This window comes from Burkholderia sp. Tr-20390, from assembly GCF_017104595.1.
Lineage (GTDB): Bacteria > Pseudomonadota > Gammaproteobacteria > Burkholderiales > Burkholderiaceae > Burkholderia.
In genome coordinates, this window is record NZ_JAAGPC010000062.1 from 1 (window position 1) to 17,171 (window position 17,171).

A 17,171-nucleotide genomic window follows, 5' to 3' on the forward strand; every position below is an offset into this window, starting at 1 on the left:
GGCCGGCTATGCGGCGACGTGGTCGCGGCGCTCGTCACGGGTGGCGCGCCTGCGGCCCGGCGCATGGCCGCTCGCGCGTCGCACGACGGCCCGCGCCTGTCGCCACGGGAAATCGACGTACTGCGGGCCATCTCCCGAGGGGCGAGCAACAAGCAGGTCGCGCAGGCGCTCTCGATGAGTCCGAGCACGGTGCGCACCCATGTCGAGAAGGCGTTTCGCAAGCTTGAATGCTCGACACGCGCCGCGGCGACGCTCAAGGCATCGGCGATGGGGTTGCTCTGACGCGATCCGCGACGCTGATTCGCTTCCATCTGCGCGGACGGACGGCTCGCGCCCGCCCAATCAATCCAGCCCGCCCTGGCACAGATACTTGATCGACAGGTAATCGTCGAGCCCGTAGCGCGACCCTTCGCGGCCATAGCCCGATTCCTTCACGCCGCCGAACGGCGCGGCCTCGCTCGCGAGTGCGCCTTCGTTGATCCCGACGATGCCCGTTTCGAGCCGTGCTGACACGCGCGCGATGCGGCGCACGTCCTGCGTGTAGAAATACGCGGCGAGGCCGAACGGCGTGTCGTTCGCGGCGTCGACGGCTTCGTCCTCGGTGTCGAAGCGAAACAGTGCGGCGATCGGGCCGAAGGTTTCCTCGCAGGTCAGCTGCATGTCGGCGGTGGCGTCGGCGAGCACCGTCGGCGCGTAATAGTTCGCGCCGAGCTCGGTCAGGCGCTTGCCGCCCGTCAGCACGCGCGCGCCGCGTTCAACGGCATCGCCGACGTGCCGCGCGATCTTGTCCACCGCGCGCGCGTTGATCATCGGGCCGATCTGCGCGGCCGGGTCGGTCGCCGGCGCGACCTTCAACGCGGCGACGCGCGCGGCGAGCTTCTGCGCGAACGCATCGTAAACGCCGGCCTGCACGTACACGCGATTCGGCGAGACGCACGTCTGCCCGCCGTTGCGGAACTTCGCCGCCATCAGCCCGTCGACCGCGGCATCGAGCTCGGCGTCGTCGAACACGATGAACGGCGCATTGCCGCCCAACTCGAGCGAAAGCTTCTTCAGCGTCGCGGCCGAATCGCGCGCGAGCAGCTTGCCGACGGCCGTCGAGCCGGTGAACGTGATCTTGCGCACGCGGCTGTCGGCGAGCCAGTCGGCGGCCGCGTCGATGCCGCGCTCACGCGACGCCGTGATCAGGTTCAGCACGCCCGCCGGCACGCCCGCTTCCTGCGCGAGGAACGCGAGCGCGAGCGCGGTGAGCGGCGTGTCCTCCGCGGGCTTCGCGACGACCGTGCAGCCGGCCGCGAGCGCCGGTGCGATCTTGCGCGCGATCATCGCGAGCGGGAAATTCCACGGCGTGATCGCCGCGACGACGCCGATCGGCTCCTTCACCGCGCTCAGCCGCTTGCCGCGCTGCTGCTGCGGAATGATGTCGCCGTACGTGCGCGTCGCTTCCTCGGCGAACCACAGCACATACGACGCGCCGTACGCGACTTCGCCGCGCGCTTCGGCGAGCGGCTTGCCCTGTTCGCGCGACATCAGCTTCGCGAGATCGTCGGTGTGCGCGACGATCGCCGCGTGCCATGCTCGCAGGATCGCCGCGCGGTCGCGAGCGGGCGTCGCGCGCCACGCGGGCAGCGCGCGGGCTGCCGCATCGGTCGCCGCGCGCGCATCGGCGGCGCCGCTGTCGGGTGCGTGGGCAACGGTCTCGAGCGTGGCCGGATCGGTGACGGCGAAGCGGCGGCCGTCGAGCGCATCGCGCCAGGCGCCGTCGATCAGGTTGGCGGTGCGAACGAGTTCGGTTCGGGACAGCATAAGCGGCATGACAGGTCCTTGAATGAAGCAGTTCGGTGACGACGGCGGCGCGGCAGGCGCGCGACTGCCCCGTACGGACAGCGACGCTGCCGTATTCGCGGGTGCCGCGCGCGGTGCGTCAGTGACGTTCGCCGAACAGCGATTCGAGCGGGTAGTGCCGTTTGACGAACGGCGATTTGATGATCACGTAACTGAAATACTTCTCGATGCCGATGTTCTGCTCGAGCAGCCCTTCGACGATCGTCTGGTAATGGCTCACGCTGCGCGTGATGAACTTCAGCAGATAGTCGTAGCCGCCGCTCGCGAGGTGGCATTCGACGATCTCGTCGACGTTGCGGATCGCCGCGACGAAGCGGTCGAAATCCTCGCGCCGGTGGTCGGCCAGCGTGACCTCGGTGAACACGACCTGCACGTCGCCGAGTTTCTCGAGCTGGATGTGCGCGCCGTAGCCGCCGATGTAGCCGGCCTTCTCGAGCCGCTTCACGCGGATCAGGCAGGGACTGGGCGACAGCCCGACCGCATCGGCCAGCTCGACGTTGGTCATGCGGCCGCGCTTCTGCAACTGGGAGAGGATGCGCAGGTCGATGCGATCCAGCTTGCTGTCCGTCATGTTCACGTGCGTCGGGAGTCGGAAAAATGGAATGTCCGGTTACTTTAGAGTCGAAAGATATCCGCCACAAGCCCGGCTTTCCCTTGGCCCGTCAGGCCGGCTGCGCGTGCGCGGCGTCGAGCGCGCGCTGCACGCCCGAATCGGCCAGCACGTCGTCGAGCGTGTTGCGCACGCGTTCGAACAGCAGGTCGAACTCGCCCGCGGTGAAGCTCAGCGCCGGCGCGAAGCCGAGCACGCCGTCGCCGAACGCGCGGAACACCACGCCGTTCGCGTACGCGGCGGCTGCGATCTTGTCCGGCACGTTCAGCGCCGGGTCGAAGCGCGTCTTGTGCGCCTTGTCGGCCACCAGTTCGAGCGCGCCGAGCAGCCCGACCGAACGCGCGTCGCCGACGAGCGGATGCGCGCGCAGCGCGTCGAGGCCTGCCGCGAAGCGGGGCGCCAGCGCCTGGCCGTTCGCGAGCAGCCCGCCTTCGTGATAGAGCTTCAGCACCTCGAGGCCGATCGCCGCGCTGACCGGATGCGCGGAATACGTATGGCCGTGGCCGACCACCGGCGAATCGGCGCGGTCGCCCGCGATCCCTTCGTAGATTTCGTCGGACATCAGCACCGCGCCCATCGGCGCATAGCCGGCCGTCAAGCCCTTCGCGACGGTCATCAGGTCCGGATCGACCTGTTCGGCCTCGCAGGCGAACAGCGGGCCCGTGCGGCCGAAGCCGGTGATCACCTCGTCGGCGACGAACAGGATGCCGAGGCGCCGGCACGCGTCGCGCATCGCCTTCAGCCAGCCGGCCGGCGGCACGATCACGCCGCCGGAGCCTTGCACCGGCTCGCAGAAGAACGCGGCGACGTTGTCCGCGCCGAGTTCGGCGACCTTCGCTTCGAGCGCGGCGACCGACGCGGCGATCAGCGCCTGCGGATCGTCGCCGAGCGGATGGCGGTACGGGTAGGGCGACGGAATGTGGTGCTGATCGGCCCGCGGCAGGTCGAAATGGCGATGGAACGCCGGCAGTGCGGTGAGCCCGGCGCCGATCGACGACGAGCCGTGATAGCCGCGCTCCAGCGCGATCATGTGCTTTTTCGACGGGCGGCCGGTCGCGTTGAAATAGTGCGTGATGAAACGGATCGCGGAATCGACCGCGTCCGAGCCGCCGAGCGTGAAATACACACGATTCAGCGACGGCGGCGCGAGCGCGGCGAGCCGTTCGGCGAGTTCGATTGCCGGCTGCGAGCCGAAATGGAAATAACCGGTCGCGTAGGGCAGCTTCGCCAGCTGGTCGGCGGCGGCCTTCACGATACTGTCGCGGCCGTAGCCGACGTTCACGCACCACAGGCCCGAGAACGCGTCGAGCAGCGTGTGGCCCGCGGCGTCGCGCAGGAACACGCCGTCCGCGGATTCGAGCACGGTGACGCCGCGCGCCTCGTGCGCACGGTAATTGACGACGGGGTGGATCAGGTGTTGACGATCGGCTTCGATCAGCGCGGCTTGGTTCATGGGGAGGCGGGACTCTCGTCAGGTGTCAGCGGTGAGTTCATGCTAACGGGCGAGAAATCCGGATGCGTCTTCAATTTGCGGCCCGAAACGTATGCGCGCGGCGTTTGTGCGGGGCGCTTCGGCATTTTCTGCTGCGCGCCCCGTGCGGCCGGATATCGACGTCAGTAGCCGCGCGCGCGATCGACGACGCCGATCATCGGCTGGCCCGCGCGATGGCGCGCGAGGTTCGCGAGCACCGCGTCGACCGCGGTGTCGGGCCGCGTCGCGCTGGCGATGTGCGGCGTGATGCGGATGCGCGGATGGGTCCAGAACGGATGGCCGGCCGGCAGCGGTTCGGGATCCGTCACGTCGAGGATCGCGCTGTCGAGGCGGCCGCTCGCGAGCGCCGCGAGCAGCGCGGCTTCGTCGAGCTGCGGGCCGCGCCCGACCTGCACCAGCGACGCGCCGGCGGGCAGCGCATCGAACACGCGTGGGCCGAGCAGCCCGCGCGTGCTGTCGGTCAGCGGCAGCAGGCAGATCAGGATGTCGGTGCGCGCCAGGAACGCGTCGAGTGCCGCGTCGCCCGCGTAGCAGTCGATGCTGTCGAGCGTGCGAGGCGTGCGGCTCCAGCCGGCGCACGGGAAACCGAAGCGCCGCAGCGTGTCGAGCACGGCCTGGCCGAGCGTGCCGAGCCCGAGCACGCCGATGCGCCGCGATGCGGCCGCGCGCACCGGCTTCTCGTGCCACACCTGGTCGCGCTGCTGCGCCGCATAGTCGAACAGGTCGCGATGGATCGTCAGCACGGCCTGCGTCACATACTCGACCATCCCTTCGACGATACCGGGCTCGATCATCCGCACGACCGGAATGTGCGACGGCACGCGCGACAGGTCGAACTGGTCGATGCCGGCGCCGACCGAGAACACGACTTCGAGATTCGGCAACAGCGCGACCGGATCGTCCGGCGGCTGCCAGGCGGCGAGATAGCGGACGGCTGCGGCGTCGCCGAGGTCCGGCCAGATCCGGAACGGCAGATCGGGCGCCTGTTGCGCGAAGCGTGCCGCCCACTGCGCGCCGCGCACCGGGTCGGCCTTGTAGAGAAAGCTCATCGTGTGTCCCGTTCAGCCGAGCGCCTGGCTCACGATCGCGAACGCGCGCAGCGCCGGGTCGCGCGCGGGCGTCGTGCCGCGCGCCATCGTGACGACGGTATCGACGCGCGGCAGCCCGAGCCCGTCCAGCCAGTCGGACAGCCCGCTGTCGCTCGGCAGGTCGACCCGCACGAACATCCCTTCGTTCAGCGCGAGCCAGTGACTGATCAGCGCCTGCGCGCGCAGCGCATCCGGTGCGATCACCGGGCCGATCACGTGGCCCGGGCCGAAGCGGCGGAACAGCGCGAAGCCGAGCAGTTCGCCGTCGCGATCGAGCGCGATGCCGTTCGCGACGTCGAGCAGCGCGTCGGTCACCGCGCCGCGTTCGTAGCCGGCCGCGCGCGACGCGAGCGCGGCGAGGCGCGGCCCGTCGTTGGTGCCGAGCGGGCGCAGGCGCTCGCCGGGCGGCAGCGAGATCAGCGGCGGCCGGAACGCCGCGCCCTGATGCTGGTTGATCGTATCGATCGGCTCGAAACCGAACGCCGCGTACAGCGGCTCGCGTCCCGGCATCGCATGCAGAAACACGGTGCGGGTGCCGAAGCCGTCGAGCGCGCGGGCGAGGAGCTCGCGCTCGATGCCGCCGCCCGCGCGCTCGGGCGACACGATCACCATGCCGAGCGCCGCGTGCGATTCGCCGAGGCGCCAGCCCAGCGCGGTTCCCACGACGCCGGTCTCGTCTTCGGCCACGATGCCGCCGCCGAGCTGGAGCACGAAGCGCCAGTCCTCGAGCCGGTGCGGCCATTTGACCGCCTCCGACAGCCGATGGGCGGCCGGCAGGTCGGTGTCGGCGAACGGGCGATAGGTGAGCGTGCGGGAAGGGTTGAGGTCGGACACGCCGGACTCCGGATGGGTGGAAATGACGCATTCACTCTGCCAGCGCGGGTGCGGCGCGGATAGGACGATTCGCCTGTTTTCCGCCGCTGACGGGCGCGCCCGCGAGATCGATGCAAACCGGCTCGATCGGCGCGGACGAACGCGTGGATCGTGCCGGCGCGGCCGGTCAATCCCGCCACTCGTGCTGTGGGAACGCCTCTACGATTCATGCACGGCGGCGCTGCCGCCTGCCGGCGGGCCGCGCCCGCTCGCACCGCAGATCGTGCTGCATGCGGCGGGCAACTTGCGGCGATTGTGCGTTTTGAGCGGCGCCGAACGATGCGCGCACGACTTTTTGCCCTGATTCAATTTCGTTACACCCAGCCCATCCCCGGCCCTGCCGGGGCTTCACACCGACAGGACCCGACCATGATCCAGTTTGAACCGAAGTACATCACCTTCGACTGCTACGGCACGCTGACCCATTTCCGGATGGCCGAGACGGCGCGCGAAATCTATGCGGATCGGTTGTCGCCGGCCACGATGGAGGCCTTCGTGCGTGCGTTCGCCGCCTATCGGCTCGATGAGGTGCTGGGCGCGTGGAAGCCGTACCGTGACGTCGTCGTCAACTCGGTCCGTCGCACCTGCGCGCGGCTCGGCGTGACGTTCGACGAAGCCGAGGCCGAGCTGTTCTATCACGCGGTGCCGACCTGGGGCCCGCACCCGGACGTGCCGGCCGGGCTGTCGCGGCTGGCGTCGAAGTACAAGCTGGTGATCCTGTCGAACGCGATGGACGACCAGATCATGAGCAACGTCGACAAGCTCGGCGCGCCGTTCCATGCGGTGTTCACCGCGCAGCAGGCGCAGTCGTACAAGCCGCGCATGCAGGGCTTCGAATACATGTTCGACAAGCTCGGCTGCAAGCCGGAGGACGTGCTGCACGTGTCGTCGAGCCTGCGCTACGACCTGATGACGGCCGAGGATCTCGGGATCAGGCACAAGGCGTTCGTGAACCGCGGCCACGAGCCCGGCACGCCGTTCTACAACTATTACGAAGTGTCGGATATCGGCCAGCTGGCGACGCAGCTTGGCCTGTAAGCAGTACGTCGGCTGCGCGGCGTGCGTCGCGCGGCCTGCTGCCGGGCGGCCGCGCGACGGGAAAACCCGCCCATGCGGCCGGCGCCGCAGCGGCGCACACGGGTGCGTGCCTGGCACCGCGCCGTCGGGCTCCACGTTTCGACGCATCGAGGCCGCGACCAATCCTCTGAACTTTCACGGGCACCTGCCGCGCGCGGTGGGCCGCCCCGCATCGGCACGCAGCCGGCACGGGGCGGCATCAGTCGACATCGGCCGACATCGACCCGCACGCGCCGGCTGCGCCGATGCACCGCATGCGTGCGGGATGCGCGTCGGATCGGCGCGGCGAAACCGGCCGGAGTGCACGCAGCAAATCATGCTGCGCAGGCCACCCAAAACGGTCGATTCGTATCGTGAGGGCGGCCCGAATCGGGACAACCGGCATTTTGGCGGTGCTTAAATGAATTGCATGTGAACGACGCCGCGCCCGCCACCAGCAAGCGGGTGCGGCGGGATTGAACAACCACGCTGGACCCAAGACCCCACTTTCCACAGTCAGGAGCAGTTCGGATGAGCGACGATATCGACAATGGCGGCAAGGGCGGCTTCACGCGCCGCGACATGATGAAGGTCATGGCGGCGAGCGGCATGATGGCCGCCGGCGCCGGCGGACTGCTGATGACCCCCGGCGCCGCGTTCGCCGCGCCCGCGCCGAAGCGCGGCGGCAAGATCCGGGTCGCGAACGAAGCCGGCTCGACGGCCGATACGCTCGATCCGGCCAAGGGCTCGACGGGCGCGGACTATACCCGCTTCTTCATGTTCTACAGCGGCCTCACGCAGCTCGATGCGAGCCTGACGCCGCAGATGAACCTCGCCGAATCGCTGCAGACGACCGATGCGAAGACGTGGATCATCAAGCTGCGCAAGGGCGTCACGTTCCACGACGGCAAGCCGGTGGGCCCGGCCGACGTGGTGTTTTCGCTGATGCGCCACAAGAACCCGGCCACCGCGTCGAAGGTCAAGACGCTTGCCGAACAGTTCACGGATGCGAAGGCGAGCGGCCCCGACGAAGTCACGTTGACGCTCGCCAGCGCGAACGCCGATCTGCCGGTGATCCTCGCGACGCCGCAGCTCGTGATCGTCAAGGACGGCACGACCGACTTCTCGACCGGCATCGGCTGCGGCCCGTACAAGCTGAAGTCGTTCAAGCCGGGCGTGTCGACCGTCGGCGTGCGCAACGACAGCTACTTCAAGCCGGGCAAGCCGTATCTCGACGAGATCGAGCTGATCGGCATCAGCGACAGCGCCGCGCGCCTGAACGCGCTGCTGTCGGGCGACGTGCACCTGATCAACGCGATCGATCCGCGCTCGACGCAGCGGGTCTCGTCGACGCCGGGCTATGCGCTGAAGGAGACCAAGTCGGGCCTCTATACCGACCTGATCATGCGCAGCGACAACCCGATCGTATCGAGTCCCGATTTCGTCGAAGGGATGAAGTACCTGTTCGATCGCGAGCAGCTCCGCACGGCGGTGTTCCGCGGCTACTCGGTGATCGGCAACGACCAGCCGATTCCACCGGGGCACCGCTACTTCAACGCGTCGCTGCCGCAGCGGCCGCACGATCCGGACAAGGCGAAATTCCTGCTGCAGAAGGCCGGTGCGCTGGGCGCCACGCTGCCGCCGATCTATGCGACGTCCGACGCGAACGGGTCGATCGAAATGGCCGTGCTGCTGCAGCAGGCCGGCCAGAAGATCGGGCTGAACCTGCAGGTCAACCGCGCGTCACCCGACGGCTACTGGTCGAACCACTGGATGAAGCACCCGCTCACCTTCGGCAACATCAACCCGCGCTCGAGCGCCGACGTGCTGTTCACGCAGTTCTTCAAGTCGGATGCGCCGTGGAACGAGTCGGGCTGGAAGAACGCGAAGTTCGACCAGCTGCTGCTCGCCGCGCGTTCGGAAACCGACGACGCGAAGCGCAAGCAGATGTACGGCGACATGCAGGTGATCGTGGCGCAGCAGGGGCGGGTCGGCATTCCGGCGTTCATCAGCTTCCTCGACGGCTACGACAAGCGGCTCGCGGGCCTCGGCTCGATCCCCACCGGGCCGATGATGGGCTTCACGTTCGCCGAGAACGTGTGGTGGAACGCATGACGTTGTGGCTGGCCGCCGTCGCGCGGCCGGTGCGGGCCACCGCGCCGGCCACGCGCGGGCTTTTCAGGAGTGCTTCTCCATGAACCGAATTCTCATCGGGCTGATCGGCCGGCGCATCGCGGTCACCGCGCTGACGCTGCTGATCGTGTCCGCGATCATCTTCACGATCACGAACCTGCTGCCGGGCGACGCCGCGCAGGCCGCGCTCGGCCAGTCGGCGACGCCGGAGACGGTCGCCGCGCTGCGCCAGCAGTTCGGTCTCGACATGCCGGCGCACGTGCGTTACGTGCACTGGCTCACCGGCCTGTTGCACGGCGATTTCGGCCGGTCGCTGTCCGGCGACATGCCGGTGTCGGAGCTGATCGGCGGGCGCCTGCCGAAGTCGCTCACGCTGGCGGCGATCACGACCGCCGTGTCGGTGCCGATCGCGCTGCTGCTCGGGATCCTCGCGGCCGTCAAGCGCGAGTCGGTGGTCGACCGCGTGATCAGCCTCGGCACGCTGTCGCTCGTCGCGACGCCGGAGTTCCTGATCGCGACGGTCGCCGTGCTCGTGTTCGCGGTGAAGCTGCGCTGGCTGTCCGCGTTGTCGTACAGCGGCCCGATCGAAAGCCTGCACGACTTCCTGCGCGCGTATGCGATGCCGGTGCTGACGCTGTGCGCGGTCGTGATCGCGCAGATGGCCCGCATGACGCGCGCCGCGGTGATCGAGCAGCTGAGCGCGTCGTATGTCGAGATGGCCACGTTGAAGGGCGCGAGCCCCGCACGCGTCGTGCTGCGCCATGCGCTGCCGAACGCGATCGGCCCGATCGCCAATGCGATCGCGCTGAGCCTGTCGTATCTGCTCGGCGGCGTGATCGTCGTCGAGACGATCTTCAACTATCCGGGCCTGGCGAGCCTGATGGTCGACGCCGTCAGCAACCGCGATTTCCCGTTGGTCCAGGCGTGCACGCTGATCTTCTGCGTCGCGTACCTGACGCTCGTGCTGTTCGCCGACCTGTGCTCGATCGTGTCGAACCCGCGATTGCGCACCTGAGTGTTTCGTCTTCCTTCCGAGATGCCGCCCATGCAACCGATCGAACCCGTACAACGCAGCAGCGCGCTGCCGCCCTCCGGCGACCCGCCCGTGGGGCGGGGCAGCGTGCCGCCTGCCGCGCCTGCGCCCGACCAGCCGCGCAAGCGCCGCGCCGTGCGCATCGCCTTGACCGCCGGCGGCCGCGTCGGCCTGTCGATGGCCGGCCTGATGCTGTTCGTCGCGGTGTTCGCGCCGCTGATCGCGCCGCATGACGTCGGCACGATCGTCACGCCGGACGTGTTCGCGCCGTTCAGCGCGAAGCTGCCGTTCGGCTCCGACTTCCTCGGCCGCGACATGCTGAGCCGGATCCTGTACGGCACGCGGCTGACCGTGCTGCTCGCGCTCGCCGCGGTGCTGCTCGCCGCGGTGACCGGCACGACGCTCGGGCTGCTCGCGACCGTGTCGGGCCGCGCGGTGGACGAGACGATGAGCCGGCTGCTGGACGCGCTCACGTCGATTCCGTCGAAGATGTTCGCGCTGATGTTCGTCGCCGCGTTCGGCTCGTCGCTGCCGCTGCTGGTGCTCACCGCCGCGGTCAGCTACATGCCGGGCTCGTACCGGATCGCGCGTGCGCTGGCGGTCAACATCAGCACGCTCGAATTCGTGCAGGTGGCGAAGGCGCGCGGGGAAAGCGCGCTGTACATCGCGTGCGTCGAGATGCTGCCGAACATGATCCATCCGATGCTGGCCGACACCGGGCTGCGCTTCACGTTCGTCGTGCTGCTGCTGAGCGGCCTGAGTTTTCTCGGGCTCGGCGTGCAGCCGCCGTATGCGGACCTCGGCTCGCTCGTGCGCGAGAACATCGCGAGCCTCGGCGACGGCTCGGCCGTCGCGATCATGCCCGCGGTCGCGATCGCGATCCTGACGGTGGGCGTCAACCTGTTGATCGACGGTTTGCCGCATCGCGGCCGCCGCAAGGGCGCGGCCGGCGCCGCCGGAGGACACTGATGCGACACGAATCGAACCCGCTCGTCGAGGTGCGCGGGCTGCGCGTGGTCGGCGGCCGGCCGGGCGGCGAGGAAACGACGATCGTCCACGGCGTCGACTTCGAGATCGGGCGCGGCGAGGTGCTCGCGCTGATCGGCGAATCGGGCTCCGGCAAGACGACGATCGCGTTGTCGCTGATGGGCCATGCGCGCGCCGGATGCCGGATCGCCGGCGGCTCGGTGAAGCTCGACGGCACCGACGTGTGCACGCTTTCCGCGGAGGCGCTGACCGCGCTGCGCGGCCGCAAGGTCGCGTATATCGCGCAGAGCGCGGCCGCCGCGTTCAACCCGTCGCGCACGATTCTCGACCAGGTGATCGAGAGCGCGCTGATCCACAAGACGCTGACGAAGCGCGACGCGCAGGCGAAGGCGGTCGAGCTGTTCCGCGCGCTCGCGCTGCCGGAGCCGGAGACGATCGGCAAGCGCTATCCGCACCAGGTGTCGGGCGGTCAACTGCAGCGGCTGATGGCCGCGATGGCGCTGATCACCGATCCCGAGCTGGTGATCCTCGACGAACCGACCACCGCGCTCGACGTGACCACGCAGATCGACGTGCTGCAGGCGTTCAAGAACGTGATCCGGCGCTACGGGATGAGTGCGGTGTACGTGTCGCACGATCTGGCCGTGGTCGCGCAGATGGCCGACCGGATCGTCGTGCTGAGCGACGGCGTGATCCGCGAGGCGGGCGACACCGAACAGATCCTGCATGCGCCCGCGCACCCGTACACGCAGAGCCTGATCGCGGCGGTCACGCCGAACGATGCCGAACGCGACGCGCAGGCACAAGCACAGGAGCCGGCCGCGCCGGCGCCGCTGCTCGAGGTGCGCGGCGCGATCGCGGGCTACGGCGGCCGTACCGCGAAAGGCTGGCCCGCGAAGGTGATCCTGCATGAAGTCGACCTGCGCATCGGGCGCGGGCAGACGGTCGGCGTGATCGGCGAATCGGGTTCCGGCAAGACGACGCTCGCGAAGGTGATCGCGGGCCTCGTGCCGGCGACCGGCGGCGCGATCCTGCTCGACGGCGAGCCGCTCGCGCGCGATATCGTCAAACGGACGAAGGAGCAGCACCGCCGCGTGCAGATCGTGTTCCAGAACGCCGATACCGCGCTCAATCCGGTGCATACCGTCGAGCGCACGCTCGCGAGGCCGCTTGCGTTCTATCACGGGATCAAGGGCGCGCGTGCACGCCAGCGCGTCGCGGAGCTGCTCGAACTCGTGCGGTTGCCGCCGGCGGTCGCCTCGCGGCGTACCGGCGAGCTGTCGGGCGGGCAGAAGCAGCGCGTGAACCTCGCGCGTGCGCTCGCGGCCGAGCCCGACCTGATCCTGTGCGACGAGGTCACGTCGGCGCTCGACACCGTGGTCGGCGCCGCGATCATCGAGCTGCTGCGCGACCTGCAGGCGAAGCTCGGCGTGTCGTACGTGTTCATCACGCACGACATCGCGAAGGTGCGCGCGATCAGCGACGACATCGTCGTGCTGTATGCGGGCCGCCGCGTGGAGACGGGCAGCCGCGACGCGCTGTGCGCGCCGCCTTATCACCCGTATTCGCATCTGCTGGTGTCGTCCGCGCCGGAGCTGCGCGCGGGCTGGCTCGACGATGCGACCGAGCGTTGCCATCGGCCGCTGGTGCCGATCGGCGAGCGCGAGAACGAGGCCGAGCTGTGTCCGTTCCTGTCGCGCTGCGCGATGCGCGTGGACGGCGTGTGCAACCGCACGGCCCCGTCGTTGCGCACGCTCGGCAACGGCGCGCAGGTGCTCTGCCATCGCAGCGAGGAGGATCTCGCGCGCTTCCAGGCGGAGCCGGAGCCGGTGCCGGCAGGCGGCACGACGGTGCAGCCGGTCCGGCTGTAATGCGCGCCGTCGTTCGTTCATCGCCCCCGCTCGCACCGGCGATCGACGTTGCGCATAGTGTGCTGCGGCAGGCGGGCAAAACGGCAAATGACACGTGTGGCGCGCGCGAATACGCGGCAACTGCGCTTTTTGATGGTGATTAAATGATTCTCATTGGACGGTCGCCGATCGTCGTCGCCGGAATACGCGAGAAGAATTCGATGAAACTGGAATCGTACTGGCTGGACACTCGTCCCGCGTTTCGCGCCGGCAGCGAAGGGCCGGTCGAAGGGCGCGCGGACGTGGTCGTGATCGGCGGCGGCTTCACCGGCTTGTCGGCGGCGCTCGCGCTCGCGCAGCGCGGCGTGGCGGTGGCGGTGCTCGAAGCCGCGCAGGTCGCGGGCGAAGCGTCGGGCCGCAACGGCGGCCAGTGCAATACCGGCGTCGCGCAGGACTATGCGTCGCTGGCCGCGCGCATCGGTGTCGACGCCGCGAAACGGTTCTATCGCGCGTACGAAAGCGCGGTGAAGAGCGTCGAGACGATCGTGACCGAACAGGCGATCGACTGCGATTTCCGGCGCGCCGGCAAGCTGAAGCTCGCCGCGAAGCCGCAGCATTTCGCGGGGCTTGAAAAGACCTTCAACGCGTTGCGGCGCGACGTCGATCCCGACATCGAGCTGATCGACCCGTCGCACATCCGCGATGAAATCGCGTCCGACGGCTTTTACGGCGGGCTCCTGCAGCGCAACGGCGCGCAGATGCACATGGGCAAGTTCGGCGTCGGGCTCGCGCAAGCGGCCGTGCGCGCTGGCGCACGCGTGTATGAGCAAGCGGCCGTCACGCGGCTCGAACGGCTCGACGGCGAGCGCCACCGGATCAGCAGCGCCCGCGGCACGATCGTCGCCGATCGCGTGCTGGTCGCGACCGGCGCATCGCAGCACGGGCCGTTCGCGTGGTTCCGGCGACGCATCGCGCCGGTCGGCAGCTTCATCGTCGTGACCGAGCCGCTGCCCGACGCGCAGTTGAACCGGCTGTTTCCGCATCGACGCGCATACGTGACGTCGCGCCAGATCGGCAACTACTTCCGCGTGACACCCGACAACCGGCTGCTGTTCGGCGGCCGTGCGCGCTTCGCGATGTCGAGCCCGCACTCCGACGCGAAGAGCGGCGACGTCCTGCGTGCCGGCATGGCCGGCTACTTCCCGGAACTGGCCGGCGTGCGGCTCGATTACTGCTGGGGCGGGCTCGTCGACATCACCGCCGACCGGCTGCCGCGCGCGGGCCAGCACGACGGCCTCTATTACTCGATGGGCTACAGCGGCCACGGCGTGCAGATGTCGGTGCACATGGGCCGCGTGATGGCCGACGTGCTGTATGGCGCGGCCGCGTCGAACCCGTGGCGCGAGCTCGAATGGCCGGCGATACCGGGCCATTTCGGGCACGCGTGGTTCTTGCCGCTCGTCGGCGCGTATTACCGGATGCAGGATTTCCTGCATTGAAGCGAGCGCCGGGAGAATTCGATATGACAGTGCAATTCATTGGCTCGGTTGGCTCGCCGCGTGGCGCGCAGCCCGTGTCGCCCGCGATCGGCGACGTGCTGCGCACGATCGATGCATCGTTCGCGCAGCCGCTGAACCTCGATACGCTCGCGGCGGTGGCCGGGCTGAGCGTGTCGCGTTTCACCGCGCGTTTTCGCAGCGAAACCGGGCTGTCGCCGCACCGGTATCTGTGTCTCGTGCGGATACGGCGGGCGCAGGACCTGTTGCGCGCCGGACTCGCGCCGTCGGTCGTCGCGACCGACGTCGGCTTCTTCGATCAGAGCCATCTGTGCCGGCATTTCCGGCGCGTGCTCGGGATCACGCCGCGCGATTACGTGGTCGCCCGAACGGGCGGCGCGCCGGTGCGAACGCCATCGACGCGCCTGCGCGCCGAACGCCGCGAAGCGTCGTGTCACGCGGCGTAAGCGCACGCATGGACGACATGCCCCGCTGAGGATGTCCGGCACAAGCGCCGGCGAACGACGATTTCCGATATCGCGTGACCGCTTTCGAACGAATCCGTCACACACTGCACAGGAGCAGAAATGACCGCAGTTTTCGTGTTGCACCGGGCCGACGGCGCACCGTCTTCCACCGCATTCCGCAAGCAGGCGTTCGGCGCGAGCGATCCATTCGCGTCGCATCGCGAGATGGCGTGGGAAGGCCCCGACGCGATGGCCGCGGGGCGGATCGTTTTCGTCGGCGAACTGGACGTGGCGAGCTTTCCGCACATCGAAACCCTGGCCGTCATCCAGGGCGAGCTGACGCTCGAAGCGGCCGGGGCCGCGCCGCTGGTGGTCGGCCCGGGGCAAGGCGCCGTCATCGGCGCCGGCACCGCACTGCGCATCGTCGCGCAATCGCCGGTGCTGCTGACGTTCTGCGCGGCAGCGTGCGCGCAACCGACGAAACGCGGCGTCTTCGAGCTGCGCGCCGACGCCGACTTCAAGCCGTCCGCCACGCTGCCGGCCGAGGCGCTGCTCGGCCCCGCGCCGCAATGCCGCAGCGACAACGTGTTCACCGACGACGGCGCCGGGTACTGCGCGGGCACCTGGGATTCGACGCCGTATCACCGGATCGTCAGGCCGCATCGCGCGAACGAGTTCATGTTTTTGCTGGACGGCGGCGTCCGGTTCGCGGCGCCCGACGGCAGCGTGCAGTCGCTCGGGACCGGCGATGCACTGTTCGTGCCGCGCGGCGCGTCGATCGGGTGGGAAAGCAGCGAACGCGTGGCGAAGTTCTACGTGATGCAGAACGTCAAACCTTCCACCGAACGAGACTGAGCATGTCCCCTCCGCTGCGCCATATCGAAACCTTGTCCACGCCGCCGGCCGCGGCCGACGTCGTCGTGATCGGCGGCGGCATCATCGGCGTGTTCACCGCCTACTACCTGGCCCGCCGCGGCATCTCGGTCGCGCTCGTCGAGAAGGGGCGCATCGGCGCCGAACAGTCGAGCCGCAACTGGGGTTGGTGCCGCCAGCAGAACCGCGATGCGCGCGAGTTGCCGATGGCGAGCAAGAGCATCGATCTGTGGGAACGATTCGCGGCCGAATCCGGCGAAGACACCGGCTTTCATCGCTGCGGGCTGCTGTATCTCAGCAATGACGAGGCCGAGCTGTCCCGCTGGGCGAGCTGGGGCGAATTCGCGAAGACGGCAGGCGTGACCACCTACATGCTCGACAGCAAGCAGGCCGCCGAGCGCGGACGGGCAACCGGGCGGCAGTGGAAGGGCGGCGTGTTCTCGCCGACCGACGGCACGGCCGATCCGGGCAAGGCCGCGCCGGCCGTGGCCGCCGCGCTGATGAAGCTGGGCGGCAGTGTCCACCAGCACTGCGCGGCGCGCGGCATCGAACTCGAGGGCGGCCGGGTTGCCGGTGTCGTCACGGAGGCCGGCGTCATCAAGACGCGCACGGTCGTGATGGCCGGCGGCGCCTGGGCGTCGTCGTTCTGCCGCCAGCTCGGCATCCGGTTTCCGCAGGCGTCGATCCGTCAGTCGATCCTGAGCGTGTCGCCCGTCGACACGCCGCTGCCCGATGCGATGTACACGTCCGGCGTGTCCATCACGCGCCGCAGCGATGGACGCTATGCGCTCGCGATCAGCGGTCGCGCGCGCGTCGACCTGACGCCGCAGTTCCTGCGCTTCGCGCCGCAATTCGTGCCGATGTTCGCGAAGCGCTGGCGCAACCTGCTGCCGGGCGGCTTCGAAGGTGTGCGCGGCGGCCACGAAACGCTGAAGCGCTGGCGCCTCGACGCGCCGACGCCGATGGAAGCCGTGCGCATTCTGGATCCGAAGCCCGATATGCCGACCGTCACTGAAACGTACCGCCGCGCGGCCGAACTGTTGCCCGAGCTGCGCGAAGCGAAGATCACGCACGCGTGGGCCGGGTTCGTCGACAGCACGCCTGACGGCGTGCCGGGCATCGGCGAAGTGCCGGGCGTGCCGGGGCTGATCCTCGCGGCGGGTTTTTCGGGGCACGGCTTCGGGATCGGGCCGGGCGCCGGGCACCTGATCGCCGATCTGGCGTCCGGTGCGCAACCGTTCGTGGACCCGGCGCCGTACCGGCCCGGCCGGTTCAGCGAGTCCGCGTGGGGCAAGGTCGCGGATTTCTGATGCAACGCCATCACGTGGATGAGAGGCCGCCTGTATCCGACGCGCATCGAGCCGGACC

At 69.1% G+C, this 17,171-nt stretch carries 15 protein-coding genes; 10 read left to right on the forward strand and 5 right to left on the reverse strand.

The window, feature by feature from the left end:
- Window positions 1-282, forward strand: a 282-nt coding sequence (locus tag G3N98_RS18540) for a LuxR C-terminal-related transcriptional regulator (protein ID WP_206148857.1), incomplete at its 5' end; no start/stop codon positions are given.
- 60 nt (window positions 283-342) lie between these two features.
- Here the strand turns inward: G3N98_RS18540 and G3N98_RS18545 are convergent.
- The 5 genes from G3N98_RS18545 to G3N98_RS18565 all read right to left on the reverse strand — a co-directional run bounded on the left by G3N98_RS18545 (window position 343) and on the right by G3N98_RS18565 (window position 5,869).
- Window positions 343-1,815, reverse strand: a complete 1,473-nt coding sequence (locus G3N98_RS18545; RefSeq protein ID WP_206148858.1) for an NAD-dependent succinate-semialdehyde dehydrogenase — start codon at window positions 1,813-1,815, stop codon at window positions 343-345.
- Window positions 1,816-1,924: 109 nt separating this feature from the next.
- Window positions 1,925-2,416, reverse strand: coding sequence for a winged helix-turn-helix transcriptional regulator (locus tag G3N98_RS18550; protein WP_006749694.1), 492 nt, complete (start codon window positions 2,414-2,416; stop codon window positions 1,925-1,927).
- Window positions 2,417-2,507: 91 nt separating this feature from the next.
- The gene (locus G3N98_RS18555; RefSeq protein ID WP_206148859.1) at window positions 2,508-3,908 is read right to left on the reverse strand and encodes an aspartate aminotransferase family protein; all 1,401 of its coding nucleotides are present in this window, start codon (window positions 3,906-3,908) and stop codon (window positions 2,508-2,510) included.
- A 161-nt stretch (window positions 3,909-4,069) separates the two neighbouring features.
- The gene (locus tag G3N98_RS18560; protein ID WP_206148860.1) at window positions 4,070-4,996 is read right to left on the reverse strand and encodes a glyoxylate/hydroxypyruvate reductase A; all 927 of its coding nucleotides are present in this window, start codon (window positions 4,994-4,996) and stop codon (window positions 4,070-4,072) included.
- Between the two features lie 12 nt (window positions 4,997-5,008).
- Window positions 5,009-5,869, reverse strand: coding sequence for a GNAT family N-acetyltransferase (locus G3N98_RS18565; protein WP_089476694.1), 861 nt, complete (start codon window positions 5,867-5,869; stop codon window positions 5,009-5,011).
- Between the two features lie 408 nt (window positions 5,870-6,277).
- On the opposite strand from G3N98_RS18565, the gene G3N98_RS18570 reads away from it, so the two are divergent.
- The 9 genes from G3N98_RS18570 (at window position 6,278) to G3N98_RS18610 (ending at window position 17,113) form a co-directional block, all read left to right on the forward strand.
- Window positions 6,278-6,946 carry a haloacid dehalogenase type II gene (locus G3N98_RS18570; protein WP_089429371.1) on the forward strand — a complete coding sequence of 223 codons (669 nt, stop codon included), beginning with the start codon at window positions 6,278-6,280 and terminating at the stop codon, window positions 6,944-6,946.
- Between the two features lie 549 nt (window positions 6,947-7,495).
- Entirely contained in the window at window positions 7,496-9,079 is a 1,584-nt protein-coding gene (locus G3N98_RS18575; RefSeq protein ID WP_089429372.1) for an ABC transporter substrate-binding protein, read from the forward strand.
- 79 nt (window positions 9,080-9,158) lie between these two features.
- Window positions 9,159-10,112, forward strand: a complete 954-nt coding sequence (locus G3N98_RS18580) for an ABC transporter permease (RefSeq protein ID WP_206148861.1) — start codon at window positions 9,159-9,161, stop codon at window positions 10,110-10,112.
- 30 nt (window positions 10,113-10,142) lie between these two features.
- Window positions 10,143-11,099, forward strand: a complete 957-nt coding sequence (locus G3N98_RS18585; RefSeq protein WP_089429374.1) for an ABC transporter permease — start codon at window positions 10,143-10,145, stop codon at window positions 11,097-11,099.
- A complete protein-coding gene (locus G3N98_RS18590; RefSeq protein ID WP_206148862.1) occupies window positions 11,099-12,988 on the forward strand; it encodes an ABC transporter ATP-binding protein in 1,890 nt (629 codons plus the stop codon). The genes G3N98_RS18585 and G3N98_RS18590 overlap by 1 nt, the downstream gene beginning before the upstream one ends.
- Before the next feature lie 143 nt (window positions 12,989-13,131).
- Window positions 13,132-14,466, forward strand: a complete 1,335-nt coding sequence (locus G3N98_RS18595; protein ID WP_206148863.1) for an FAD-binding oxidoreductase — start codon at window positions 13,132-13,134, stop codon at window positions 14,464-14,466.
- A 23-nt stretch (window positions 14,467-14,489) separates the two neighbouring features.
- A complete protein-coding gene (locus tag G3N98_RS18600; RefSeq protein WP_206148864.1) occupies window positions 14,490-14,930 on the forward strand; it encodes an AraC family transcriptional regulator in 441 nt (146 codons plus the stop codon).
- Between the two features lie 120 nt (window positions 14,931-15,050).
- Entirely contained in the window at window positions 15,051-15,785 is a 735-nt protein-coding gene (locus G3N98_RS18605; RefSeq protein ID WP_089429377.1) for a cupin domain-containing protein, read from the forward strand.
- Between the two features lie 2 nt (window positions 15,786-15,787).
- A complete protein-coding gene (locus G3N98_RS18610; protein WP_206148865.1) occupies window positions 15,788-17,113 on the forward strand; it encodes an FAD-binding oxidoreductase in 1,326 nt (441 codons plus the stop codon).
- Window positions 17,114-17,171: the final 58 nt, after the last annotated feature.